Origin of the sequence: Acidovorax sp. JMULE5, from assembly GCF_013376875.1 — a bacterium.
Classification (GTDB): domain Bacteria; phylum Pseudomonadota; class Gammaproteobacteria; order Burkholderiales; family Burkholderiaceae_C; genus Acidovorax; species Acidovorax facilis.
The window spans coordinates 1,399,101-1,424,470 of sequence record NZ_CP035951.1; the positions used below are offsets into that span (position 1 = coordinate 1,399,101).

Sequence of the window (25,370 nt, forward strand, 5' to 3'; positions counted from 1 at the left end):
AGTTTTTTTACTTGATGAAGCTCGCGTCGAAGGTGACCGCCAGGTCCTCATTCGCCTTGCGAATGATGCCGGCCTCCAGCAGGATGGCCGTGGCGTCCTTCATGAAAGCCTGCAGCTCGCCCGCAAAGAATTTCTGGTTGGCAGCCTTGTCTTGCCAGCGCAGGAAGGACGAGGACTTGGCGAACTGCTCACCGGTCTGCTTGACGGCGGCGCCCATGATTTCGTTGGACTTCGTGGGGTCGGCCTTGATCATGTCCAGCGCCTGGAAGTACGAGTTGGCCAGGGCCTGCGCAGCCTTGCCGTTGGCCTTGAGCCAGGTAGGGTCGCAGCCCACGGTATCCATCACCATGGGGTAGTCGAGCGTGGTGGCCAAAATCTTGCCAGCGGCAGGGTTGTCGCGCACGGTAGAGAGGTAGGGCTCATACGTCATGGCGGCGTCGTTCTGGCCCGCCACAAAGGCCTGCGCGGCCGCCTGGGGCGACAGCGTGGTGGTCTTCACGTCCTTGAGACTCATGCCGTTCTTGCTGAGCATCCAGGCCAGGCCAAAGTACGGAGCGGTGCCGGGCGCATCCACGCCGATGGTCTTGCCCTTCAAGTCCGCAAAGCTCTTGATGTCGCCACGCACCGCGATGCCGTCAGCACCATAGGACTTGTCCATCTGGAAGATCTGCACGATGGGCACGCCGTTGGCGTTCCAGGCCACGTGCGTCTCGACCGTGGTGGCGGCGCACTGGATGGACTTGGAAGCCAGGGCCAGGTGGCGGTCCTTTTGCGGGATCATCTTGATCTCCACATCGAGGCCGTTTTTCTTGAAGATGCCGGCCTTGTCGGCCAGCGTGAGCGGCGCAAAGCCCGTCCAGCCGGACATGCCCAGCACAATCTTGGTGTCCTGCGCCTGGGCCGGTGCGGCCAGTGCCATCACGCATGCCGTTGCCGCTGCCAGCGACGTCCATTTCGCAACCGATCGAGTCATCATCTGCTCCTGTGTGAAGAAAGTTCGTTGGCCCACCCAGCCGGGACGCCTGCGTGCCGGTTGCCATGATGACAGCCGGAGCATACCTGTATATACAGGGTAAACGCTAGGCCCTCACCATCTGCGGAGGTAGTGCCAGTGTTGAGCAAGATCGGGGCCAGCTGATCAGCTTGGCGGCTTGGGTCTCTATGGGCCTGGAAATTTCACTATCAAAACAATAGCTATTAGCGCTTATCTATAAAGAGCTAGCAGCCATTTCAGGCATTATTTTGACACCTACCGCAAAACACGGGGCCGGCAAGTCGGGTTGGAGCAGCACCCGTTGCGGCATCTCGATGTAGGCCACAAGCGCACCAACCGTGTGCGCCAGATATCGGCGTGGACTGCGCCGCGCTCAGCCTGGCACACCAGCAGTTGCCTGCGCCGCACCGTCGGGACACGGCAAGCGCGCCGTGACTCTCAGGCCCGGTTCCGCATTGCGCACCAGCAGCGTGCCGCCGTGGGCTTGTGTGACCAGGCGGCACAGGTACAGGCCCAGCCCCACCCCACCCGTGGTGCGCTGGCGCGCTGTGTCGGGGCGGTAGAACGCCTGGGCCAGATGCGGCAGATGCGCGGGCGGCACGCCGGGGCCGTGGTCTCGCACTTCGATCTCCACCACGCCTTCGTTCATTCGCAGTTCGATCTGCGGCGGCTGGGCTGCGGGGTCGTTGTGGCGCAGGCTGTTGTCCAGCAGATTGCGCATCAGCAGGCGCACACGGGACCGGTCGAGCATGCAGGTGGGCAAAGTGCCGGGCACCAGCAGAGTGATCGCTGTTGCCCCAGGGTGCCGCACTTCCAGTTCCGCCACCACCTCACGCGCCAGCTCGGCCAGGTCAGTGGGCTCGCGGTGCAGGGCCGCATGACGCCCAGCCAGGCGCTCGCTTTCGAGCAGGTCCGTAATGAGCCGTGCCATTTCACCCAGGTCGCGCATCAGGGCTGCGCGCTGGGCCAGCACATCGGGCGATTCGGGCAACAGCTCGGTGTTCAAGCGCGCCCGTGTGAGGGGGCTGCGCAGCTCGTGGCTCATGGCCAGCAGCAGCGCCCGCTTGGCCTCCAGCATCTGGTGGATGTCTTCGCCCATGGTGTTGATGGTGCCCGCCAGCTGTCCCAACTCATCGGGCCGGTGCGCGTGACGCACCGGAATAGGTTCACCAAAGTCGCCATTGCCAAAGCGCCGCGCACCATGCCGGATGTCGTCCAGGGGCCGCAACAGGTGGCGCACATACACAAAGGCCAGCGCTGTGAGCAACAGCAACACCGTGAGCGTGCCCCAGGCGATGCGCGGGCGCTTGTCCCACGACAGCGCGTTCAGCCCGAATTCGATGTGGTGGCCATCGTCCGTGGTGCGCTGCAGTAGGCGGTAGCCGGTGTCATCGCGGCTCCAGTGGTCCTGGCGCTGGACCTTGTCGCTCATCCAGTCCGGGCGCGGCCGATCGGGGTGCGAATCCCAGTGGATCTGCGGCCCGTCGATGCGCAGCGTCACCGGAAGCCGGTCGGCAATGGCCTGTGCCCGCTCGATGCTGGGCGGGCTGCCAATCTCAGCGGTGAGGCGGTCCACATAGTCCATCAGCAGCGGACGTGCGGCCTCCTTCCAGCCCAGGGCGACCACCTTCTGCATGCCACCCATGAAGACCACGGCCACGGTCACGGCCAGTGCCATGAACACCAGCACCAGGCGGATGCGCAGCGAATACCCGACGGCATCGCGCGCACGTCGGTGCCATGGGCAGGCGGGATCGTGCCCGAGCTGTGAATCGGAGGGCTTCATGGCCATGTCGATGCCGAAGAAGGGGCGCCAGGCGGAGCACTGGCCGCCCTGCGCAGTGCCAGCGAATAGCCTGCGTTGCGCAGCGTCTTGATGCAGTCCAGCGGCTCCAGCTTCTTGCGCAGGCGGCTGACCACAATATCGACCGCGCGCGTGTACAGCTCGGCCTCATGCCCGCGCAGCTGGTTGAGGATGTCGTCGCGGCTGAACACCTTGCCAGGCTCCCGGGCCAACAGGTGCAGCAGGTCGAATTCGGTGCCCGTCAGCTCCAACGCCACCCCCTGGCGCAACACGCTGCGGCGGGCTGCATCAATGCTCAGGCCTTCAAACTCCAACGTGGCACCCGCCCCGTTCCCGGGCGCGCTGGCCCGGCGGCGGCGCAGCACGGTCTGCAGCCGAGCCACCAATTCACGCGGCTCAAAGGGCTTGGGCAGGTAGTCATCGGCTCCCAGCTCCAGCCCCACCACCCGGTCCATCACCTCGCCCCGGGCGGTCAGCATCACGATGGGCAGATCGCCCTGCTTGCGAATGGTGCGGCACAGCTCAAACCCGTCCATTTCGGGCAGCATGACATCCAGGATGGCGGCATCAAATCCGCCTGTCACCAGCTGGGCGAGCCCGTCGCTCGGTTTGAGGGCATGGATCAACTCCAGCTCGAACCGTTGGAAGTAGGTGGCCAGTGGCGGGCCCAGCTGCGCGTCGTCGTCAATAAGCAGGATTCGGTGCATGCGCAATTCTCACACCGTCAGGCATCCGCTCCGTGGGCGGGCCCCCGAGCGCTGTCCACCACACGCAATGCGCGGTGTCGCACGATAAGTTTGCGCAGGCGGCCCTGGGCACCGGAATGCAGCGTGTCAAAGTGGTCGGCGGCGGCCAGCAACGCCGGCAGAGTCTGCGCTGCGGCTGCAGGCTGGCGAGCGACCAGGCCCAGCGCATGTTCACGGTCAAAACGCGGCCCCCAGACCAGGGACATCAACTCGTCGTGGGGGTCGGGCATCCCCGCCAGCAGCGCAGGCCCATGTTTGCGCACGCCCTGCGCCAGGCGGTGGATGGGTTCCAGCGTAGGAGACATGTGAACGCCCCCCGCCATCAGCCGCGTGCCATCCAGCCCTTGCGCCTCTGCATCATCTCGCGCACTTTCTGCTGCTGGTCGGGGTTCAAGCTGTCGTAGAAATCGGCCAGTGCGCTGATGACTTCGGGGCTGTTGGCCTGGACCGCGCGGGTTTTCTCGTCCAGCAAGGTCTGCGCCCGAGCGCGGTCAAACTTGGCGCCCGCCAAAATCGCCTGCATTTCGGTGCGCGGGTCCGCAGTCTTGCCGATGAAAGCTGCGCGCTGGGCTTCCATCTTGTCGGCCAGCACATTGAGCTTGAGCTTTTGCGCCTCATTCAGGTCCAGCTTGCTGCTCACGCGCTCCACCACTTTGCCACGCACCTCGGTCATCTTCTCGGGGCTCATCGGGCCGCGGTGATGGTGGCTGCTGGAGCAGGCCGTCAAGCCGCCCACAGCAATGGAGGCGCCGAAGATGCCCATCAGGGTTTTCTTGATCCAGGGTTTCATGGTGCAGTCCTTTCATGGACGGTGTTGAACATGACCCTGATGGTGCCGACAGACCTAGTGGATGGGGTCTCGACGCAGTTTCGGTTTATTTCATTTTGTTTCACCCGCCCTGCCATGCTACCCACCAGCCTGCAGCCTGCAACATAGCTGCGAGTGCACTTAACGGACCACGGCGGAAAGCACAACAAGGCGATTTGCCAACTCGGCAGCCTCAGTCCGCATCCGCTGGAGCAGTATGGTGCCGACGCTCCAGCCGCCGTACCAGATAGGGAAGGCAATTACCCCCGCGGAGCCTTGCCCAAAGCCATACGCCTCTATCGCCTCCTTGATACCGGGGTGCAAGGTCGGAACACCGACCAGAATTTTTCCGTCGAACACCCTTGCCAGATACTGCTGGGCACCTTCCGGGCGGATGTGCAGTGTCAGCACCGACATCGCTTTGCTCCGCAACCGCCCATTTGCAGGCGCAAGGTCATCAGCCCATCGCCTGCGGCTCTTGACAGTCCAGATCGGCGAACTGCAACTCCCGCTCCAGGCCGTGGCTGTCGCTGCGGCCCAGAGGCAGGTTGTCGGTTTGCTGGCGTTGCAAGAGCCCGTCTGCGGGCTGGCCCATCTGCAGAGAGGGAGCCTCTGGGCAAGCTTCCAGGTGGTGAGAAAGCGTGGGATCGTAGGACAACATTTTTACTCCTCAGGCCGGGCCGATAACGGCCGGTAAAAAGATTGGCACATGCCCCACGCACGAGCGCATGTCAGAGCCCAGAAAACATGAATGTGGGACAGCGCATACACGCCAAGTGCGTAAGACCAAGGGGCCAAGTTTGCAAGTGCCCTTGTCCGGAAGAGGACTACGCCGCCTTTTTCAGCAAAGGAGACTCCCCCATTCCGAGCGCATCGCCTTCACCGGCCAGCAGACCAATGCAGTCCAGTGCTGTCGGGGAATCACACGGCTGTGCATACACACGCAATGCGATGTCCTGCGCTGCCGGGGAAAAGTACAGCCAGAGGTTGTCGTTCGCCTTGTCGTAGCAAGAAAAAAGTGCCCTGCCAGAACCTGGAGGACACATCAAGAACTTCGACATGAACATCTGCTGGATTCGCAAGGCAGGCTCAAAGGCCTCATCGTCGTTGCCAAGCGCCAATTTGTACCAACTGCTCATATGCACCTTTCGTCTGGCCGTGCCAGCAATACAGATGCTTCATCGTATTTTTGGCCTGCGACTATGACCCTTCTGGTGCAGCGCAACACTCTGTAGGACGATTTCTCCCGGTGCCTGGAGTTTTTCCAGGAATCCCCCCACCAGGGCCCTCAGTCGTAGGAAGACTCCAGATCGCAATGCGATTCCCGGTGGTGTGTCTTGACGATGGCTCCACAGGCTCGCAGGGTCGCACAACCGAGGCCGGTGACATACAGCACCTGGGCTTTCTGATGGGGTGAATCGACGGGCGGAAGCTGCACCTCCACCATTCCAGCCGCGCGCAGGATGCGCAGCTTGTCGATGTTGACGACATCCGATTCAATCAGGGGAAGCGCGTCGCGCTCCAGCGCTCTCAAGTACTCCATTGGCATGGTGGCCTCCGGCGTGAACGAGCGTGCATTGTGCGGCGTGAGCCCCTCAGGCTCAAGAATTGATACACGAAGCTACAACCTCGCGATCTAGTCAGGCTGCGTCGTCCAATGACAACCCACGCCGCTTGGAGATACGGTCCGTAGACCCCAAACCCATCTTCACAACGCTGCGATTGCGATGTATGGAACAAGCGGCACTGCAGCCAAGAACGGCGAACAAAATCTAGCTCAGCGGCCCGGGGCTAGGCGTTTCTTCGCAGGCAGAACAAGCCGTACAACAAGACGGGCGGCCGCCAGGGGAGTTTTGTTCGTTGCTCTAAAACCTTCAAACCCCGCTGACACATCGGACGCCCCTGTAAACCGGACATATTTCACGATTTACTGGCCCGCCCATCGCACACCTATCGGAACCGGACTTAGGATGCACCTACCGTCAAATCTGGCGGTTCGCCCCTCCCCTGTGCGAGTGATGCAATGATTTAGCCCGCCTCGTGCGGGCTATTTTTTTCGAACCTCGCGGCTCTCGCTGCAGGCAAACAGCACCTGCCGACCAATCTATTGCACCCAATTGCCAATATTTCCCAGGGCATCGACGGTCAGCACACCAACCCCGAGGAAGCAAACAAGGATCTTTCGGTGCAACAGTTTCTGGAAAGAGTCTTGGAATGCATGGATGCAATAGCCCCCGAAGGAAACGGGGGAACAACTGGGCGCAGTCGGTGACTTTTCAGGTTTTTTCCCCATCCGTTCCCCGGTTTAGCTGTGGCCACCAGCAAATTACAGCGCATGTCCATGCACCATAAGTACCTGTTTTACCAATGAAAAAGGTGTTCGCTGGAAGTCAGCGAACACCCTTGGACGTTATGGTGGTGGCGCATGGGGGTACAAAACAGTGGATGAAGGTAAGCGGTGGGGGTACAGATTCCGCATGGGGGTACAAAACAGTGGATGAAGGTAAGCGGTGGGGGTACAGATTCCCCTATGGCGACCTCCTTCTACAGAGGGAAGTGGGGGTACAAAACACCGATTTCACCAGATTTATCTGGTTGTACCCCCATTTGTACCCCCACTTTACCCTGGCTGGGCATGGACGACTCTGGACGGCCACGGATGTTAAGTCGTTGATTTACCAAAGAAAAAGGGCGTCCACTGGATTAGTGTGGACGCCCTTGGATGGGGTTATGGGCTGGCGTCTACTAAATGATGCCCCACAGGCCGCCTAAATACTCATTTCCTGAAAACTCGACGGGAATTTGTTCCCCCACTTGTTCCCCCGGATTGCTGTGATTTTTTGAATCAAGGACTTAGGCTTCACAGCTCACAAGGTACGGCAAGAGCGGGGCAATTAAACTCACCCCCTAACTGTTGACTTCCACGCCGAAGTGCCCCTCGGTGGGATAGGGTTGAATCGCTCCGGGTTTCGAGGAGGCTGTTTGGTTTAAGTCAGCTCACTTCCACAGTGGCCTGACTGGCGAGTTGCCGGTAGTAGTTTGCCTCAGCTTCTGCAGGCGGGATGTACCCGATGGGTTCAAGCAGGCGATGGTAGTTGAACCACGATACCCACTCGAGCGTGGCGAACTCGACTCCTTCCTTGGTTTTCCAGGGAGCCCGGCGGTGAATCAATTCGGCCTTGTACAGGCCGTTGATTGTCTCGGCCAGCGCGTTGTCATAGCTGTCCCCCTTGCTGCCCACCGAAGGCTCTATGCCCGCCTCGGCCAAGCGTTCGGTGTACCGAATGCTGACGTATTGCGAGCCCCTGTCAGAGTGGTGAATCAGGCTGCGGCCCTGCTCGGGTTGGCGCGCGTAGAGCGCCTGCTCCAGCGCATCGAGAACGAAGTCAGTTCGCATCGAACTGCTTACCCGCCAGCCAACGATGCGTCTGGCAAACACGTCGATGACGAAGGCCACATAGAGCCAACCCTGCCAGGTCGACACATAGGTGAAATCGCTGACCCACAGCTGGTTGGGCCTCTCGGCGCGGAACTGCCGATTGACGCGATCCAGCGGGCATGGCGTCTTGGCATCGCCGATGATGGTGCGCACGACCTTGCCGCGCATCAATCGTTCGACCGTGCAGCGGGCTACGGTCACGCCTTCGCGTGCCAGTTGCCGCCACACTTTGTCGACGCCGTAGACCTGCATGTTGGCCTGCCAGACGCGTTGAATCTGCGGCATCAGCACCTCGTCGCGCTTGGCTCTGGTGCAGCGCTTTTGAGGCTCGCGCATCAGCGCGGCGTGGCGCCAATACGCCGATGGGGCGACCTGCAAGACCTTGCAGAGCGGCTCGACCCCGAAAGCATTGCGCTGCTGGTCGATAAAGGCCTTCAAGACTTCAGTCGGCGGTCGAGCTCCGCCTGGGCAAAAAACGCGCTGGCCAGCTTCAGTATCTCGTTGGCCCGGCGCAGCTCTTTGACTTCGCGCTCCAGTTCCTTGACCCGTTGGGCTTCGGCTGTTGTGACACCTTCTCGCGTGCCGGCATCCACTTCGGCACGTTTGACCCATTCGTTCAGGGTCTGCGGCACGCACCCAATCTTGGGGGCGATGGACTCAATGGCGGCCCACAGCGACGGGTACTCCCCGCGCTGCTTTTGCACCATCCTCACCGCGCGCTCACGCACCTCAGGTGAGAACTTGTTTGTCTTCTTCATGGCTCAATCCTCTCAGAGTGTTGAGCCTCCTCAAAAACCGGGGCGATTCAGAAAGCTGATGGAAGCCAAGCCAGAGGCCGACTCGAACCTTGTCGAACCAATCCAGTAACACTGACAGTTCGCCCGGGCTGACTGGTGCCGTATTTAGCACCTTCTCGAACACACCCTTTGCCGAGTTCTCTAGTGCAGAGTGACGAGTGTTGCACTTCTCGCAAGCGGGAAACGTAAAGCGGTCAAATGCGTACTGGCGCTCGCTCGGCTCCTGCCAAGGTTGCATATTGAAGCCAAGCCGTACAACACGGTTGGGGTCACCTGTCAGCGCAAGAAGCCACCGTGGGAGAACGTGCTCCCTGTTCTTGTCGACGGGCGGTTGACCGCAGAAGATGCAGAACTTCGAGGTAGCCACGTAGCGCCCTAACGTAATGTAGACCGGACCAAACCGCAGGCCATATCTGGTGCTTGCGGTCTAAATTCGCACAACAAGAACGCGAAAAGTGGCTCGTCGCCTAGCTTTGCCGCATGGTTACTGCGCAAAAACACAATACTAAATTCAGCCATGAAACCCGCAGGGCCTCCTGTGATGCACGCTACACGATTGCTGTACCAGTCTCGTACGTGCATTCGTTTCAATCACTATAGCCTGCGGGAGGATCGACGCTCGGCGGTGGGGACGTGCTCTTCCGATGACGGCTTTGTAGCGTTACGCTGAGCGACTGCTTCGGACCGAGGCTGTGTGGAAACGCTCAACGAGTATGTGTGCCAGTCCCGTCACGCGTCACTGAGCCGCATTTTCCAGCAGCTCTGTTGAGTAGTCGTTTTGGAGCACCTTGGGCCTTGCGACGCATTTCTGAGGCCTTTCTCGGCCTGTAAAAGCCAACAAAGGCTTTACGCCTTCACCATCCGCATCGCCAGCATCATCTGCGCGATACCCATCACGCTCATCACCCGCTTGAGGTTGTAGGCCAGCACATGCAGGCTCATCTCGGTGCCCACGTGCTTGAGGGTCTTCATCAAGAAGTGAATTGAGCCCATCCAGTGCTTGAGTGTCCCGAAGACATGCTCCACGGTGGACCTGCGCAACGTCATGGCCTCGGGGTTACCGTCTAGCCGTTGCTGAACGCGCTCCAGAACATCTTCGTGCTCCCATCGGCGAATGCGCCGGTTGCTACTGGTCGTGCACTTGGATTTGAGCGGACACTTTGGGCAGGCACTAGACCAATAGACGCTCAGATTCAGACCCTTCTCGAGCGTTTTGAAGCGATGGATCGCACGCTCGCCTGCAGGGCACTGGTACTCGTCATCCTTAGCGATGTAGATGAAGTCGGCCTTGTCGAAGCGCCCTTCAGCCTTTGCGTTTGACGTCATCGGTTTGGGCACGAAGGTCGTGATGCCAGAGTCTTCGCAGGCCTTGAGTTGCGGGCCGCTGAAGTAGCCTCGGTCGGCGAAGGCTTGCAAGCCCTGGCTCCCCATAGCCTGGTCTGCGGCACAGGCCATGTTGTGCAACTGCGCACGGTCATTGCCAACGTTCGTCACCTCGTGCGCGACGACCAAGTGGTGCTTGGCATCGACAGCGGTCTGCACGTTGTAGCCCACCAGGCCCGATCCCTTGGCCTGGGTTGCCATCGAACGTGCATCGGGATCCGTGAGGGAGATCTGGCCATCGGGCAGGCTCTTCAATTGCTCCTTGAGACCGTCGAGTTGCCGCATCTGCTCACGCAGCTTTTTTAGCTTCTCCTGCAGTCGTTCTGTCTTGGCTTCGACCTCTGCCGGCTGCGTGCGGTCAGCGGTCTCCAGCGCGTCCAGGTAACGCTGGATACTCTGCTCGATCTGCTGCTGGCGGGCCTCGATCTTGCCGGCGGTGAAGTTGCGGTCACGGCTGTTGACGGCCTTGAACTTGCTGCCGTCGATGGCCACGATGGCCTGCGAGAAGAGGTTCAACTGTCGGCACATGGCGATGAAGCGCTTGCAGACGTTGCGGATGCCAGCGCCGTTGCTTCGACGGAAGTCCGCAATGGTCTTGAAGTCCGGCGCAAGGCGCCCGGTCAGCCACATCAGCTCGACATTGCGCTGGGCTTCACGCTCCAGCCTGCGGCTCGATTGGATGCGGTTGAGGTACCCGTAGATGTAGAGCTTGAGCAGGACAGCGGGGTGGTACGAAGGCCGGCCAGTGACTGCCGGATTGATCCCATCGAAACCAAGTGCCCGAAGATCCAGTTCTTCGACAAACACATCCACAACACGCACCGGGTTGTCCTCTGCGATGTAGTCGTCCAAGCACTCCGGCAGCATAGTGATCTGTTGTCGGTCTTCGCCTTCGATGAATCGCTTCATGGGGGCACCTCGCTTGAATCGGGTGCTGCTATTTTAGTTTTGGACCGCAATCGTGGGTGGAGTTTTCACGCAGCCTCGGTCGATCGCCGCCTCTGATGAATGACTGCTGATGGGCATCCGATCCAGCGTACGTAAGCGACGAGGTCGACGAGAGGTAACCGGCTGCTTCCAGCCTGAACAAGTCGGACATAACTTGGCAGCCAACAATAGCTCTGTACCGATGATCTTGGTCAAAGCGAGCCGCCATCAGTCCACCATGCTGATGGTCATCGAGGATCTCACCTGCGCCGATCCTGCCAGTTGTTCACCAACCGGCTCCATGCCGCCATGCGATCACCTGCCGGCGTGCCGGCCGTCCCGGAGTTGCTGACCACCAGCCGATCGATCACGGCCTCCTGCTCCTGGCTGAACTCCTGTGGAAACATAGGTATGACGGTGACAATGCAGTCCCCAGCCTCTGCCTCGTTCGTCCACGGCAGGCCCGCGTTTTTGATGCGGTAGTTCAGATGGCCCCGCCGCAGCTTCATCTGTTGCAGCCCGCGGGGGGTTGGAACCTCAATCCAGCGATTGGCCATCCATGCAAATCCATCGACGGGCAGCTCGCACTTCAAGGTCCCATCGGCTTCAGCCGTGAAGAATTCGTGCGGCTGCAGCTCCACGCGCACGCGCAGCGACAGCTTGTGCTGGCGTCGATTGCCTTTCACTCGGGCGGAGACATCGAGCAGGTCGCCAGCGCGCGCGCCTGGCGCGACCGGCACCCGGCAGCGGTACTTGCTCGGCGGTGCCTTACCGCTAGCCGCGCAGGCAGCGCAGCTGTGGCGCGTCTTCCCCTGTCCCTGGCAGGCTGCGCATTTGTCCGTGGACGAGATCCAGGCGAACCAGAGATGCTGCCGGATGTGGCCGGCGCCACCGCATTCACTGCACTCGGTAGCTTGCAGTTGCAAGCCAATGCCTGCGCACTCGGCGCAGTCTTCGATCACCTCGCCTCGAACTTCCCTGACGCAACCGCTCACCACCTCCTCGAGCGTGAGGCTGATGGTGTGCTCGACGGTGGATTGTTCCGCACCGGGGTGGGATCTTCGGTTTCAGCCTCTGGTTCGGCCCGGGCGTTGCGGATCATTTCCAGCGCCCGATTGATACGCTGAATCTTTCGCAGGGCATGCGGGCTGTTGTTGCGATCCGGGTGCCAGCGTGCGGACAGGCGGCGCCACGCAACCTTCACCTCGGCATCGCTAGAGCCTGGTGCCAAGCCGAGTTCGTGGTAAGGGTCGTCGAGGTCCATGATCTCATTGGCACAAACTATGTTGCAGTGCAACATAGTAGCAGGCGCAGCGGGCAGGCAGGATCCTCGGGCTGGTCTGGCGTCCTCTGTGCACGGCCGACCTTTCCCGATCTCAGGGATATCTGCTTTCGGGTCTATTCTGTTGAAGAATTCGGAAGCTCCCGAAATGCCCAACGCAGGCAGAGAAATCGACTCGTCCTAGGATCGAAGAACTCACATGCTGGCAGGGGTGGAGGCCCCCTTGAAAGCACGGCTTAAGGCAACGGTTGGGAGTTTTTGACAGAGTAGAGGCGACAACTGCCGACTGTTAGGTTAGCGCGTACGACTTGGTTCAGCCTTGCTCTGCCCTCGCCGTATCCACGGCAGGCCCGCAGAGATTGCAACCGTTCGCATGTGGGTCACGAATGGGTACTATCGGTCAAGAACTGCCGCTGGCGGTTTGAGAAAACACTCGCCGAATGTTTGCATTCACTGGCAGCATCAGGCCCTGAGTTCGCATGATGATTAAAGCGCACTAGGCTTCATTTGCCATCCGGTTTACAGCGTCGATATCGCGTTTGGGCGATAGCGCGGCTCCTATATCCACGAGCTTCAGAGTATCTGGTCACAACGATGCCGAGCACTCTGCGATTAGTCCTCTGAACCAAAGCTGGGCGGGATGCGAGCCATTGCGCCGATGCAAAATCAGGTCGAATGCGATTTCAGGCAATGCGATCAGAGGCTGAAAAAACGCCAACTGGCGACCAGCCGGCGCCGGGCATGCTCGTCCGCCCCGGTCAGGCTAGCCGCCTTGCGGCCACCGCTTCAGGAAGAGCGCGTCTTGCCGATAACCAGAAGGTTACGATGAAAAGCCTCCTCGCTCTGCTGCTGGTCAGCGCCTGCTTCCAGGCGCAGTCCGCCGACCTACCTCCCTGCGACAAGGCGGTGCGTTTCAGTGCGGCTTGGTTCGCCGACCCGGAAGTGGACAACGCCAAACCGGCCGCCGAACTGACGAAGATCGGCGCGGGCGCCGGCCGCAGCGGTACGCAACTCGGCCACGTCGTTGTCGAGACCAAGCTGGCGGTGATGCCGCAGACCAGTTGCCAGGGCGTCGTCGTGCGGCTGGATTACATCAAACCGGTGCTGCGCGTAGCCAGCGAGATCCCGCCGGGCAGCTGTGCCTATGCGCACGTGATGAAACACGAGCAGACGCATGTGCGCATTCACCGCGACATCGCGCGCCAGTTCCGCGAGCTGGACTATCCCTGGGCCTCGGGCAGCAGCAGCGCGGGCATCCTGCTCTACGCAAAACAGGAACTCGACCGCCTGATGCAAGCCCAGGTGCTGTTCGACAACCTCGAGGAATACGCCCGCAACTTCAGCGCGTGCGGTGGTGAGATCGCGCGGCTGGTGAAGCCCGCGGCGTCTACCAAGTCGGGGCAGACACCGGGTTGAGGCAACCGCCTTCCGCGAGGGCTGATTGGTCGCGCCTTGGGCTGGACCAGAATGATGCCGACGGTCAGGCTTGCTGCCGCCGAGACCGGAGTGAGCCACCGCGCCGACCTTCGACTGCGCCACTTGTTCCGCCCCCGAACCCAACAGGCGTGTGGGGATAGAGCCACTCGCGTGGCTCACGGGGTCGTCGGCACATGAGTCAAAAGTGGCTTACTTCTACATCGGCGCCAACAGCTCAGATACCGTAGTTGCACGGCCAAAAGGGATTCGTGCAGAGATTCTTTAGCAGCTTTTGGGGACTAAGGCCCTTCGCTCCATATGACGCTGCACCCAGGCAACCAGCGCATGCGCTTCCATAGGCATTGCGATGTGGTATCCCTGGCCTTCCTGGCAGTCCATTCCGACGAGTGCATTCCAGACAGTCGCATCCTCAATTCCTTCCGCCAATACGCTGAGCCCCAGCTTTCGCCCCAATTGAGCCACCATCTCGGCGATTCGGGCGCTGCGAGGCTCACTCAACTGACGAACAAAGGAACGATCAATCTTGATGCGATCCAGAGGCAGCCGCTCAAGATAGCTCAGCGACGAGTATCCGGTCCCGAAGTCATCGATTGCAATGGATATGCCCTGCGCGCGTAGGGCTGAGAGGGTTTGCTCCAAGAATTGAGTCGGAAGCGCAGCGACTGATTCAGTGATCTCCAGCTCCAGGTGTAGGCCCTGCAACCCGTTGGTCGCCAGCGCTGCGCAGACAAGGTCAAAGAATCCAGAGTCCTGCAACTGCACCGTGGAAACATTCACGGCCATTCTCTGTGGGGCGGTACCTGCGTTCAGAAGCTCGCGCATCGTTGCACAGGCTGTGTTGAGAACCCACTCGCCCAATCCCACGATGAGGCCAGAATGTTCGGCAACGGGGATGAACTGATCTGGAGGGACAAAACTCCCGTCGCCCTTACGCCATCGCAGCAGAGCCTCGAGCCCGACCAGAGTATGGCTGCAGAGGTTCAGTTGGGGCTGATAGACAAGGAACAGCTGCTTGTTCTCAATGGCTTCTCTCAGTTCAGATCGCAGCAATGCTCGAGCTCGTGCTTCCGTCCCCATCAGATCTGCGTACTGGAGTTCTTGACCTCGGTAGTCTCGCTTGGCACGTTTGAGGGCAATGGTGGCATCCTTGACCAAGTCAGCTCCTGCTCGTGGCTCCTCTGGCAAAAGCACATACCCACAGGTGAGCGAGACCTTGTGCGGAACGCCATCAATGTTCAGTGGGTGCCTGATGCACTCCAGCAGCTGTCTAGGCTGTACGTGTCGTACAGATCCGAGGACGCCGAAGGTATCCGCCCCGAGACGGGCCAGCAGCACACTAGGAGGCAAAGACGCTTCAAGGCAGCGGGCGACCTTTTCCAGAAGCCGGTCACCGAACCGGTGACCCATCACGTCGTTCGTAGCGCTGAAGTCGTCGATGTCGACCAATGCCAGAATGTGGCCGTTCGTTCCATGCCGTGCGCACTCGTTGACCTCGTGGACAAAGTGCGCGCGATTGGGAAGGTTGACCAATGGGTCGTGGTATGCACTCTCATGCAAACGACTAAGGAGACCTCGGTTGTGCAGGAGGGTTCCGAAATTGGCGCGCAGCACGTCCAGTACCTGCCGGTCAAGTCCGTGGTGGTCCCTGGGCACGTGGATGAACACGACGAGGTCTTGTTCATCCTTGTGCCCGATGTGCAGCGCCAGCCCCCCGTCCTTGCCGTAGATGTTGCTTTTGCTTTCCGCCGACTTGAGAAGCAGGTCCAGTTCCGGTCCTGGCGTCACCAGATCGAGCGGGAGATCCACAAACTCGGAAAATTTTCCGGATGCCGCCATCACGTAGTAGTCACGCTGGCTTTCCCCACGCTGCGCGCAGACCATGCCTTCTCGTTCTACCTTCAGCAGCGCGGAGATTTGGGTCAGCACTGCCGAAGCGAACTCGCAATCGCCCTTTGTTTCGAGAAGAGATGCGCTTGATCGCACGATAAGTTCGAGGCTTGATCGGCTGGCATCTACAGCGCAGAGCTGTTTGTAAGACCGAATTGCTGTCACGACCATGGCCAGAAGCCGATCTCTAGTGAGTTCCGCCTTGGTCCGGTAGTCGTTGATGTCGTACCTGAGCAGTGTTTCCAAATCAGGGACCTGCCCCGGTTGACTCGTTCGAAGGACGATGCGGGTGTTTCTCAGGCCCGCGGAATGGCGGATGAAGTCGACCAGGTCGAGTTCCGAGCTGGCCTGCTCCGCCCCCACGTCGAGTATGACCATGGCGAGGTCATGTGCACGCAGCAGCAGCAACCGTGCTTCGTCGTCCGAGAACGCATGCGTGAATGCCAATGGTCGTCCAAACAGCGTTTGGCCCTCAAGCGCACTGAGAGTTGCAGTGTGAACGTCGGGATCACCGTCCACGACGAGTATTCGCCAACTTGTTCTGCTGTTGCGCTCGTCTTGTCGTGCTGCTTCATGAGTGGTCAACCCTCCATCGGTCCAGCGCCCCTCAGTCTCAAACAACATGCTCGGCAGCCGCCAAGGCGTTGGTCGCGAGGCGGACCTGATTTCGGCCCCCTCGCTTGGCGACGTAGAGCGCTTCATCGGCAAGGCCGTACGCGCTGTCGAAGTCACTGCCGGCGGGCCCCCAGCACACCCCAAAGCTGGCAGTGACGCTACTCCCGTCAGGCAGCTCGAATGCGTAGGCTTCGATAGCGTGGCGCAAATCTTGCGCTACGCGCTCGGACGCCGCTCCACCATGACGCGGAAGCACGACCGTGAACTCTTCGCCCCCAACACGCCCGATGTGAGCGGTCGTAGGAACGACAGCCTGAAGGCAAGCCACTACCCCCTGGATGACCCGGTCACCCACCGGATGCCCGAAGCTGTCGTTGATTCGCTTGAAATGATCGATGTCTAGAACGATCAACGCGAGATCTTCCCGGCCGAAGTGTCGATTGACCAAATCAATGACAGCCGCCCGGTTGAGGACGCCGGTGAGCGGGTCGTGATTGGCGCGGTGTTCCAGCTCGGCGGCCAGGTCCTGAAGTCGCGTGTTCATCTGGTTCATTTCCAGCTCGGCCCGGTCGCTGCGACGCACGAGCCTACGCGTTTCCCGAAGGAGTCGCTCGTAGGCAAGGATCAAGTCGCCAAGCGCTTGCCCACATGCTTCTTGCGCGGAGCTTGGGCAGGCCGCGTGTGCAGCCCTGGCCGCCAGTAGCGTTTGATTCTCTGCGTCAAAAATGTCGGGGGCGTGCCTCGCGGGAGCGCCTAGCATTCAAGCGGCTCCGACCGAATGGTTGACGAACTCGATGGCCGGGAAATCTTCACTCAGTTCCTGGCCGAACTCGAGAATGGTGTCATCTTCTTCGTCGTGATACCAATTGAGCACGACGCGGTTTCCTGCCGCGGCGGCGTTGTCTAGCGCTTCAATGAGGTTGAACAGCATTTTCGTGCTGGAGCTATTGAAGTAAGCCAATGCGATGTTCACTTCCAACGTGATTTCGCTTTGTGTAGCCAGAAACTCTCTTAGCTTCGCGACGATGTCCCCATAGAAGGCTGCTGCGTTTTCGGGATATGACTCGCCCCGCAGGCTGAGATTGCGCGTGTCAAACTTGAAGTCCACCTCGGGCGAACTGGGCGTCGGTGCGATATAGAGGTTGTCCATCAGTAGTCTCGATTCGTCGGCTCTCAGTGCTTAGATTGCCGCCTTCAGATAGAAGACGGGGGAATCGCCAGACTCATTGTTGGCGTCGAAATCAAACTCAAGAGGCTCCCGAGCGTCCCGCGCGACGGTCAGGAACCCCAATCCCGCACCCTTGCTCCCATCCGGCGTGTCCTCACGCAGCGTCTGGCGGTAGGCCCGCTTGATCTCTTCGAGCGTCATGCTGCGCAGCGCAGTCAGCTTCACACGAAGCTCCTCGGCCATCAGAGGTTCAATGGGATTCGCACAGAGCAGGGAAAAGCTACCGTCGAGTTCGCGGCGAATGCAAACCGAGCCATGGCGCAGTTCGCCATCGTTTTGACTGGCGGGGGTAAGCGAGTCCGCTGAGTAATGAATGATGTTCTGCGCCATCTCGACAAACGACGAGAAAAGCTTACGTCGGGTTGGTGCGGCGACCCCGGCGACTTCCAGTTGGAGCTTCACCGCATCGGCCATCGCGGCCACGATGTGCTGTGAGAAGTACCCGACGTAATAAAAGATAACCTGGTGCTCGCGCGCCAGGCTGAAGAACGAGCCGTATTTGTCGGCAATTTTGTGGGACGTCATATCTGTCTATGTTCGGAAGCAGAAGAAGGTGAGGTCATCGCGCCGGTGGTGCTCGCCCTGCCAAATGCGGAGCGATTCCAGCAACGCCGCGTTGAGCTCTGAAGGTGTCTTTTCTTTGTGCTCGAGCAATAGCTCCCGAACGCGCCGCTTGCCGAAAGCAATGCCGCGAGGCCCGCCGATCTGGTCAACCAGCCCATCGGTACTGACGAAGACCACACTCCCCGGGGGAAGAATTGCTTCCTGGTTCTGCCATGCGTAGTCGAAGTCGCTGTCCACATAGCCCACTCCCTTGCGTTGTGCATCGAGCATTTCCACGGCATCGGCTTCAGGGCGGAGCACGAACATTGAAAGTCGTGCCCCCGCAAAGATCAGCCGGCCGTTGGCAGGCTCGAACCAGAAGCAGGCAGCGTCCATGCCGTCATCAGAACCGGGCGTCCCATCCTGGCCGTTCATCTGGCCCAGCATCTGCTTGATGCTTCGATTGACATGGCCCAGCAATCTCGCGGGGTCGCGAGGACCGTTTTGCTCAATAGCCTGGTTCAGGCTGGTGGACGCAATCAAAGTCATGAATGCGCCAGGAACCCCATGCCCTGTGCAATCGGCCACCGTGGCGAACCAACCGTCTGAATCTGTGCTGAACTGGTAGAAGTCGCCTCCGACGATGTCCCGAGGCTGCCAAACCAGGTTGGCATCTGGACAGGCCCGTGCCAGGGCATCAAGGGAGCTGCGCAGAGTGGATTGCTGAATCACACTCGCATACTCAATGCTGTGCATGATCTGGCGGTTTCGAGAGGCCTGCATATCTGCCACGACCCGCATAAGCTGCAAACCGTTGCCGATTCCCGCGAAAGCACCGTCGCGCGTGATGATGAAGCCGTCGGACAGGGCTTTCTCTCCGTACTCCACCGTTTTGAACGTCAGCGCATCGATGTCCAGGGCCTCGTCGACGATCAACGGCTCCTTGTCCATGAACGCGATACAGCTCTTTCTACCGTACAGTTCTTGCCGGAACTGCTTGCTCATCTGTGACAAGAAGATACTGCGATTGATGAGGCCGATCGGCTGATTGCCTTCCACGACGGGGAGGCTCACGAGGTCGCGGTGGCGGTTGAATACCTCCATCACTTTGTCGTTTGTCTGATCAGTGGTCATGCACGGCACTTCGATGCACAGATCGGCCGCGCTGGGCTGGCGGAATCGGGGCCGGAAATCGCGCAGGTATTCGGTGGTTTCGAGCATGAGGCGTGGCAAGAGCCGGAGGGCGTTGTGTCTAAATGTTACGATTACCATATTGCGGTTTCGTGACGCAGTCGTTGTTTAGCGAGCGTTCTGAAATAAATTTCACCGGAATGGTCTCAGGCTAAGCATCGGAGTGCGCCCAGGAGTGATCTGCGCAACCTTGCGCACATGTGAATACGTTGGTGCCCGGTCCGCAGTGGCTTGGACGGTTTACCGAATGATCCGATGACCTAGACTGCCGAGTGACTTGGGCCCTTCACACTTTCGGAATTTCTGCAGCGCGGACTCGGGCGCCGAAACGAAGTACCGTCAATTGCTGTGCCGCGAGATGGCAGACAAGGATTCCAAGGCTTGGTCCAGCGTGGGCTGGTTGGCGGCGAGGCGCGAGGCATCCGTCAAGGCTACAAAGAAGGCGCGGGCCAAGATGCTGCGTGATCACACGTTGCGCTCGACTGCTCACGGACACCTCGGATCGAGCTCACTTGTGGTGTTGCTGAACATCAACCTCCCAGGTCACATAACGACTCTGACAACCGCTGCATAGTGGCTCGCCGTTCCACCAAGCACAAACAAGTGCCAAACTCCATGTGCATGGCGATAGCCAGCGCGATTGACGTAGAAGATAGTGCCAGCCGTGTAGAGAGCTGCGCCGGTGAGCAACCACTGTAGCCCCCGAGCGTCGATCTGGGCAAGCAGCGGCACGGTAGCGACGACCATGGCCCAACCCATTCCAACGTAGAGTGCCAGGGGCGGTTTTTGGGAGGCGACACCAAGTTCGCGCGCTATTCCCAGCAGGGCGATGCTCCACACTGCCGCCAGGAGGGCCCAGTCCCAGGCACTCTGCACCGCAACCAATGCAAAGGGCGTGTAGCTGCCAGCAATGAGTAAGTAGATAGCGCAGTGGTCGGCACGTTGCCACCACAACTTCGCTTGCCCATGCGTGCCATGGAAAAAGGTGGATGCGGCATACAGTGCAACGCAGGACAGCGCAAAAGCCAGCCCCCCAACGATCTTCCCCACGTTGCCAGTGGGCAGGCTGGCCGTGAGCATGAGTGGAACGCCTAAAACAGCCAATGCAAACCCAAACAAGTGGGTGCAGGTGTTGAAGCGTTCGCCTGGGCGCATTCGGATGAAGTGCTTGATTGGCTCCAGTGAATCAGTTGGGCGTGACGTGGGTATGAAGAAAAGGGGAAGCTCTTCATCTTGTCCAACTGGTAGCGGCGATGCTTCTCCGTATCGGGTATCGGCATCCAGCACTTCTTCACTACAGCTCAGCCCGGTCAGTTGCTCGATCTCCTCGACGGTCGAGAGAAACTCGGACAGCGGTTGGCTTTGGCCGGCAGAGCAGTCCACTAGGCTGCGGAGGATTGCAGTGGGAGGCGGGCTGGGAGATACCGTGACGAGTAGCCGCTGGGAAGCGTTCATAAATCCAGCTTGAATACAGCCACAGACTCCATCAATGCCTGGGTGTTAGTGCCAGTGCAAACGTGAGCAGCAGTGCCAGTCGAACATTGACCAGGGGCTGAAGCTGGTTCCATTTGAAGCCAGCTGTGGATAACTATAAGGTGGATGCTTCGGTAGGTCCTCCTTTTTTTGAACTCGTGGTCAGTATGGCCGAGCCATCAGGCGAGGCCCTTTCCTCCGCGGTCTCGCTAACGTGGGCGGCTGCTGCCTTCCTGGTCTGCTCACGGGTCTTGATGCGCCCTTTGGCTTCGTGCGTGCTGTGGCGGAAGCGGTAGGACTCGTTGCCGGTCTCGATGATGTGGCAGTGATGGGTCAAGCGATCCAGCAACGCGGTTGTCATCTTGGCGTCGCCGAACACCGTGGACCACTCCGCGAACGTCAGGTTAGTGGTGATCATCACGCTGGTGTGCTCGTAAAGCTTGGACAGAAGGTGGAACAACAAGGCACCACCGGCCTGGCTGAAGGGTAGGTAGCCCAACTCGTCGAGCACGACCAGATCCATGCGCACCAGACTCATGGCGATGCGTCCGGCACGGCCCTGGCTCTTCTCATGCTCCAGGGCATTGACCAGATCGACCGTGGAGTAGAACCGCACTCGCTTGGCGTGCCGGGTGAGCCCGGCAATTCCCAGCGCCGTGGCCAGGTGGGTTTTGCCGGTGCCTGGGCCGCCGACCAGCACCACGTTCTGCGCATCCTGCGTGAACGAGAGGTCCGCCAGTTTCTGGATCAACGCGCGGTCGACCGGCGCGACGGTGAAGTCGAACCCAGCCAGGTCGCGGTGCATCGGGAAGCGTGCCGCCTTCATCTGGTGGGCGATGGAACGCATCGCCCGATCAGCATCTTCAGCCTGCAGCAGGTGCTCCACCAGCCAGCGTGATGCGGCCAGGGTCGTATCGCCGCCTTGCTCCGTCAGATCGGCCCAGGCCGTGGCCATGCCGTTGAGCCGCAGCGCCTTCAGTTGGGCCTGTACATCGATGGAGGTCTCACGCATGGCCCACCTCCTGCCCGTCCAGATGATCCTGGTGGGTGGGGCGCAGCCGGTCATAACGCGCGGTGTCGGCCTTGGGCACCTGGGTGAGTTGCAAGGACGTCTGCGCCTGCGCCGGCGTGGCAGGGTTGTTCAAGCGGGCCAGCACGTTGCGCACGTGCTCCACGCTGATACTGCCGCTGGGGGCCCTGCCTTCGAGTACCAGCTCGATGGCCACCAGCACCGCTTCCAGCCCGGCCTGCGGCACCACGGCCAGCACCTGTGCCATGACCCGGTCCCCTCCAGGGTGCCTGAGCAGAGACTGGCGCAAACGCAGCAACGACGCCGGAAGGTCCAGGAACGGCGTGCCATTGCGCAATGCGCCCGGTTTGCGCTGCACCAGGTCGATGTAGTGCTGCCAGTCGTAGCTGGTCTGGCCACTGCCCGGCAGCCGGGCATGGCTGGCTACGACGGCATCTGCGGCCGCCACATCGATTCGTTCGGGATAGACGCGGGTGCTGACGATGTGGCCGGCCCACTCGCACGGCACGGAGTAACGGTTGCGCGCGGCGGCCACCAGGCAGGTGCTGCTGACCCGGGCCAGCCGCTCGACGTAGCCGTTGAAGGGGGCCGGCATGGACATGAGGTGAGGCTTCTCCAACTCCCACATCTCGGCCACGGTGAACTGTCGGTGGATCGGATGCGTGGTGTCGCTCCACACCGAACGACACCGCTCGCTCAGCTAGGCATTGAGTTCGATGAACGAGCCGAAGCGACGGGTCGCGGCTTCGATCCAGATGCGCCTGCGGCTGTCCTGCACGTTCTTCTCCACCACCCCCTTCTCCCAGCCGGAGGCGACGTTGCAGAAGTCGGGGTCGAACAGGTAGTGGCTGCACATGGCTGCGAAGCGCGCGTTGACCGTGCGCTGCTTGCCGCGTTGCACCTTGTCCACGGCGGTGCGCATGTTGTCGTAGATGCCGCGCCGGGTGACGCCGCCAAGTGCCTGGAACGAGCGAGTGTGGGCATCGAACAGCATCTCGTGGCCCTGGCTGGGGTAGGCCACCAGCCAGAAGGCCCGGCTGGCGCACAGCTTCAGGTGCGCCACTTGCACGTTGTAGAACACGCCGCCGACGACCATGGCTTCGACGCTCCAGTCGAACTGGAAGGCCTCGCCCAGCTCGAAGCTCATCGGAACGAACGCCTTGGCCGCACTGGCTGCTGACTCCACCCGCCAGCGCCGGATGTAGTCGGTGACGGCGCTGTAGCCGCCGCGGTAGCCCTGGGCCTGTATCTGAGCAAACAAGGCACGGCCGCTGCGCCGTCCCTGCTTGGGGCGATGGCTGTCGGTTGTGAGCGCTTGATGCAGGATCGGCTCGAACGCAGTTAGCTTGCCATCGAGCTTCACCCGCTCGTACTTCGGGGCAACATCGCCGGGCGCTTTGAGCCACTTCTTGACCGTGTTGCGCGACAGACCCGTGCGCCTTGCGATCTCGCTGAGGGAGAGTTGGTCGCGCAGCCTCATGCGCCTGACCTTGCCAATCATGTCCATGGTGATCACCTTGAATCCCTGCTGAAATTCTCAGCAGGTCAGTGGAACACCCTGGTCAATATTGGATTGGCACTTTGCGGTTTAGCTGGTCAAGATTGCATCGGCACCAACAGTCTTGTTTCATCTTCAACCGACGGAGATCCGATTGCCTACGCCTCGCATATATGGCCAGCTCTTGTAGGAACGATCAACCCAGAGTGGCCTTACTCGATCACCTCTACGTCTTTGCTCAACATGGGCCGCAAGCACGGGGTGAACATTCATCGCCCCGACGCCTTCAAGCCAAGCATCAGAAATGGCAAGGTAGCGTGGTCTTACGTTCTCTGGAGTTGATTTTCGTTCGCTGCTTGCGATCCCCCTGCGTTCATTTGCTGCTTTCTCCCAGATAGTCTGCCCACCACTGCATCAACTTCGTCCGGTCGGCCATGTATGTGGTGCGGTGGTACGCCGCGCGAATCTCGTTCTGTTCCAGGTGCGCGAGCTGCCTCTCGATCACATCCGGTTTCCATCCCTGTTCGTTGGCCACGGTCGAGAACAGGGCCCGGAAACACCAGCTCGCGGCCGCCGCTGATGGCCTCGATCCTGGCCAGCTCTTCGAGGGCCTGTTTGGACAGGGGCACCCGATGTTCCTCGCGCATCTTCATTCGCTCTGCGGGGATGGTCCACAGGGCCGCCTTGCGGTCGATTCCCACCCACCGCGCACCGACCGCGCACCTCCCCCGTCTGCTGTGAGTGAAAGTAATGGCTACGACCCGCTGCCTGGCGAGCGACCACGGCCTTCATCGAGGATGCCGCTGGCTCTTTCTCCCGCTACCTATGGCATCAGGCCCGGTGCTTTTTCGGAACGCAGATCATCAAGATAATCCGCCCAGCGCTGCATCATCCGCGTACGGTGCGCCATGTACTGCGTGCGGTTGTACGCCCGACCATTGGCGTCCTTGACCGCGTGGGCAAGTTGAGCCTCGATCACTAGCGGATCAACGTCCAACCGCTCGGCAAGCATCGTGCGAGCCGTGGCACGAAAGCCATGCCATGTTTGCACTTCCGGCGTATAGCCCAAAGAGATAAGAGCTGTGCGCACTGAGTTCTCTGATATTGGGCGTTCATGGTTCCGCTCGCCCGGAAACACCAGCTTGCTACGGCCAGTCAGAGTGTGAAGTTCGCGAAGAATGGCCACGGCCTGAGTCGGCAGAGGCACTAGGTGTGGCTCCCCGTGCTCTTTACCGTCCTTGCCCCGCTTCATGCGAGCCGCAGGGATCGTCCAAAGCGCTGCTTTCAGATCAATTTCCGCCCAGGCCGCAGCCCGCAGCTCCCCCGGCCGCTGAAACAGCAAGGGCGCAAGCTGCAATGCAGTTCGCACGATTGGCCCGCCCCGGTAAGCCTGAATAGCGCGCAGCAACGTTCCAAACTGGACAGGATCAGTGATCGCAGCGAAGTGCCGTCCCCTGTAAGGCGAGAGCGCGCCCTTGAGGTCACCAGTGATATCCCGCCCCACGCGGCCCGTAGCGACGCCATAGCGCCACACCTGTCGCGCGAGCATGAGCCCACGGTCTGCCGTTTCTATCGCGCCGCGTTCTTCGATCTTGCGCAAGGCGGCCAGCAACTCCATGGGGGAGATATCGACCATCCGCCGTTCCCCAAGCCAGGGGAACAGATCGCGCTCAAACTGTCGAAGGGCTCTCGTAGCGTGGCCCTCGCTCCACACGGGAATTTGCTTGGCGTGCCACTCCAAGGCCACCATCTGAAAAGAATCGCCCTCGGGGTTCATTGCCTTGAGCTTTTCCACTTTGCGAGCCTGAACCGGGTCAACCCCGGTGGCCTTCTGTTGTTTTGCAGCATCCCTCGCCCTGCGAGCAGCCGTCAGAGAAACCATAGGGTAGCTGCCCAGCGCCAGCTGCTTTTCCTTGTTGTTGATCCGGTACTTGAGAAACCAGCGCTTGGAACCGTTCGGGCTTACCTGCAGATAGAGCCCGGCCGAATCACTGAAACGGGCTTGCTTGCGCTCGGGGGGACAAATTGCGTTGCGGCACTCAAGGTCAGTCAGCATGGGGGTACAAAACGATGGATAACAGTAAGCGGTGGGGGTACAGATTCCCCTATGGCGAACCCCCTTCTACAGAGGGAAGTGGGGGTACAAAACACCGATTTCACCAGATTTCTCTGGTTGTACCCCCATTTGTACCCCCAGTTTGCTTTGGCTGGGGATGGACAAGCCTGGACGGCCATGGACGCTAAGTCCTTGATTTACCAAAGAAAAAGGGCGTCCACTGGATTAGTGT

Annotated in this window: 23 protein-coding genes, 1 pseudogene and 1 other annotated feature; of the genes and pseudogenes, 1 reads left to right on the plus strand and 23 read right to left on the minus strand. The window is 60.3% G+C overall.

Going from position 1 to position 25,370, the window contains the following annotated elements; genetic code table 11:
* Positions 1–7: 7 nt before the first annotated feature.
* From EXV95_RS06315 to EXV95_RS06375, 13 genes are all read right to left on the minus strand, one after another.
* Positions 8–973: an ABC transporter substrate-binding protein gene (locus EXV95_RS06315; protein ID WP_176886226.1), complete on the minus strand. Its 966-nt coding sequence runs from the start codon at positions 971–973 to the stop codon at positions 8–10.
* Between the two features lie 394 nt (positions 974–1,367).
* Positions 1,368–2,780 carry a HAMP domain-containing sensor histidine kinase gene (locus EXV95_RS06320; RefSeq protein WP_176886227.1) on the minus strand — a complete coding sequence of 471 codons (1,413 nt, stop codon included), beginning with the start codon at positions 2,778–2,780 and terminating at the stop codon, positions 1,368–1,370.
* A complete protein-coding gene (locus EXV95_RS06325) occupies positions 2,777–3,505 on the minus strand; it encodes a response regulator transcription factor (RefSeq protein ID WP_176886228.1) in 729 nt (242 codons plus the stop codon). Before EXV95_RS06325 ends, EXV95_RS06320 begins: the two co-directional genes overlap by 4 nt.
* A 17-nt stretch (positions 3,506–3,522) precedes the next feature.
* The gene (locus tag EXV95_RS06330) at positions 3,523–3,849 is read right to left on the minus strand and encodes a hypothetical protein (RefSeq protein WP_055394234.1); all 327 of its coding nucleotides are present in this window, start codon (positions 3,847–3,849) and stop codon (positions 3,523–3,525) included.
* 17 nt (positions 3,850–3,866) lie between these two features.
* Positions 3,867–4,334: a Spy/CpxP family protein refolding chaperone gene (locus EXV95_RS06335; protein ID WP_176886229.1), complete on the minus strand. Its 468-nt coding sequence runs from the start codon at positions 4,332–4,334 to the stop codon at positions 3,867–3,869.
* A 159-nt stretch (positions 4,335–4,493) separates the two neighbouring features.
* The gene (locus tag EXV95_RS06340; RefSeq protein ID WP_176886230.1) at positions 4,494–4,769 is read right to left on the minus strand and encodes a hypothetical protein; all 276 of its coding nucleotides are present in this window, start codon (positions 4,767–4,769) and stop codon (positions 4,494–4,496) included.
* A 40-nt stretch (positions 4,770–4,809) separates the two neighbouring features.
* Complete coding sequence (locus tag EXV95_RS06345; RefSeq protein ID WP_176886231.1) at positions 4,810–5,013, minus strand: hypothetical protein; 204 nt, start codon at positions 5,011–5,013, stop codon at positions 4,810–4,812.
* Positions 5,014–5,179: 166 nt separating this feature from the next.
* Positions 5,180–5,491 (minus strand): hypothetical protein, encoded by a 312-nt coding sequence (locus tag EXV95_RS06350; RefSeq protein ID WP_055394110.1) that lies wholly within the window; start codon positions 5,489–5,491, stop codon positions 5,180–5,182.
* Positions 5,492–5,640: 149 nt separating this feature from the next.
* Positions 5,641–5,901, minus strand: a complete 261-nt coding sequence (locus EXV95_RS06355; protein WP_176886232.1) for a hypothetical protein — start codon at positions 5,899–5,901, stop codon at positions 5,641–5,643.
* A gap of 1,443 nt (positions 5,902–7,344) precedes the next feature.
* A protein-coding gene (locus EXV95_RS06360) for an IS3 family transposase (protein WP_176886233.1) occupies positions 7,345–8,549 on the minus strand; the annotation gives its coding sequence in 2 pieces (ribosomal slippage) (positions 7,345–8,261 and positions 8,261–8,549; 1,206 coding nt in all).
* Positions 8,155–8,271 (minus strand) — a sequence feature (AL1L pseudoknot). It overlaps the preceding gene by 117 nt.
* Positions 8,550–9,434: 885 nt before the next feature.
* Positions 9,435–10,880 carry an IS1182 family transposase gene (locus tag EXV95_RS06365; protein WP_176886234.1) on the minus strand — a complete coding sequence of 482 codons (1,446 nt, stop codon included), beginning with the start codon at positions 10,878–10,880 and terminating at the stop codon, positions 9,435–9,437.
* A 278-nt stretch (positions 10,881–11,158) separates the two neighbouring features.
* Positions 11,159–11,896: a DnaJ C-terminal domain-containing protein gene (locus EXV95_RS06370; RefSeq protein ID WP_370460200.1), complete on the minus strand. Its 738-nt coding sequence runs from the start codon at positions 11,894–11,896 to the stop codon at positions 11,159–11,161.
* Positions 11,890–12,162: a DnaJ family molecular chaperone gene (locus EXV95_RS06375; protein WP_176886236.1), complete on the minus strand. Its 273-nt coding sequence runs from the start codon at positions 12,160–12,162 to the stop codon at positions 11,890–11,892. The genes EXV95_RS06370 and EXV95_RS06375 overlap by 7 nt, the downstream gene beginning before the upstream one ends.
* A gap of 843 nt (positions 12,163–13,005) precedes the next feature.
* Between EXV95_RS06375 and EXV95_RS06380 the strand changes: the two genes are divergently transcribed.
* Positions 13,006–13,596 (plus strand): hypothetical protein, encoded by a 591-nt coding sequence (locus tag EXV95_RS06380; protein ID WP_176886237.1) that lies wholly within the window; start codon positions 13,006–13,008, stop codon positions 13,594–13,596.
* A 282-nt stretch (positions 13,597–13,878) separates the two neighbouring features.
* On the opposite strand, the gene EXV95_RS06385 is transcribed toward EXV95_RS06380, so the two are convergent.
* From EXV95_RS06385 to EXV95_RS06430, 10 genes and pseudogenes are all read right to left on the minus strand, one after another.
* Positions 13,879–16,128 (minus strand): bifunctional diguanylate cyclase/phosphodiesterase, encoded by a 2,250-nt coding sequence (locus EXV95_RS06385; RefSeq protein WP_176886238.1) that lies wholly within the window; start codon positions 16,126–16,128, stop codon positions 13,879–13,881.
* Positions 16,118–16,879 (minus strand): GGDEF domain-containing protein, encoded by a 762-nt coding sequence (locus EXV95_RS06390; protein ID WP_176886239.1) that lies wholly within the window; start codon positions 16,877–16,879, stop codon positions 16,118–16,120. The genes EXV95_RS06385 and EXV95_RS06390 overlap by 11 nt, the downstream gene beginning before the upstream one ends.
* Positions 16,880–17,269 (minus strand): DUF1987 domain-containing protein, encoded by a 390-nt coding sequence (locus tag EXV95_RS06395; RefSeq protein ID WP_176886240.1) that lies wholly within the window; start codon positions 17,267–17,269, stop codon positions 16,880–16,882.
* Between the two features lie 30 nt (positions 17,270–17,299).
* Positions 17,300–17,872, minus strand: coding sequence for a SiaB family protein kinase (locus EXV95_RS06400; RefSeq protein ID WP_176886241.1), 573 nt, complete (start codon positions 17,870–17,872; stop codon positions 17,300–17,302).
* A gap of 6 nt (positions 17,873–17,878) precedes the next feature.
* Complete coding sequence (locus tag EXV95_RS06405; RefSeq protein WP_176886242.1) at positions 17,879–19,111, minus strand: SpoIIE family protein phosphatase; 1,233 nt, start codon at positions 19,109–19,111, stop codon at positions 17,879–17,881.
* 513 nt (positions 19,112–19,624) lie between these two features.
* A complete protein-coding gene (locus EXV95_RS06410; RefSeq protein ID WP_370460201.1) occupies positions 19,625–20,536 on the minus strand; it encodes a hemolysin III family protein in 912 nt (303 codons plus the stop codon).
* Positions 20,537–20,669: 133 nt separating this feature from the next.
* Positions 20,670–21,566, minus strand: coding sequence for an IS21-like element helper ATPase IstB (gene istB, locus EXV95_RS06415; protein WP_176886243.1), 897 nt, complete (start codon positions 21,564–21,566; stop codon positions 20,670–20,672).
* Positions 21,559–23,091: pseudogene (gene istA / locus EXV95_RS06420) on the minus strand (IS21 family transposase). The gene istB and the pseudogene istA overlap by 8 nt, the downstream one beginning before the upstream one ends.
* A gap of 364 nt (positions 23,092–23,455) precedes the next feature.
* Positions 23,456–23,617, minus strand: coding sequence for a hypothetical protein (locus tag EXV95_RS06425; RefSeq protein ID WP_176886244.1), 162 nt, complete (start codon positions 23,615–23,617; stop codon positions 23,456–23,458).
* 288 nt (positions 23,618–23,905) lie between these two features.
* A complete protein-coding gene (locus EXV95_RS06430) occupies positions 23,906–25,138 on the minus strand; it encodes a site-specific integrase (RefSeq protein WP_176886245.1) in 1,233 nt (410 codons plus the stop codon).
* Between the last annotated feature and the right edge of the window lie 232 nt (positions 25,139–25,370).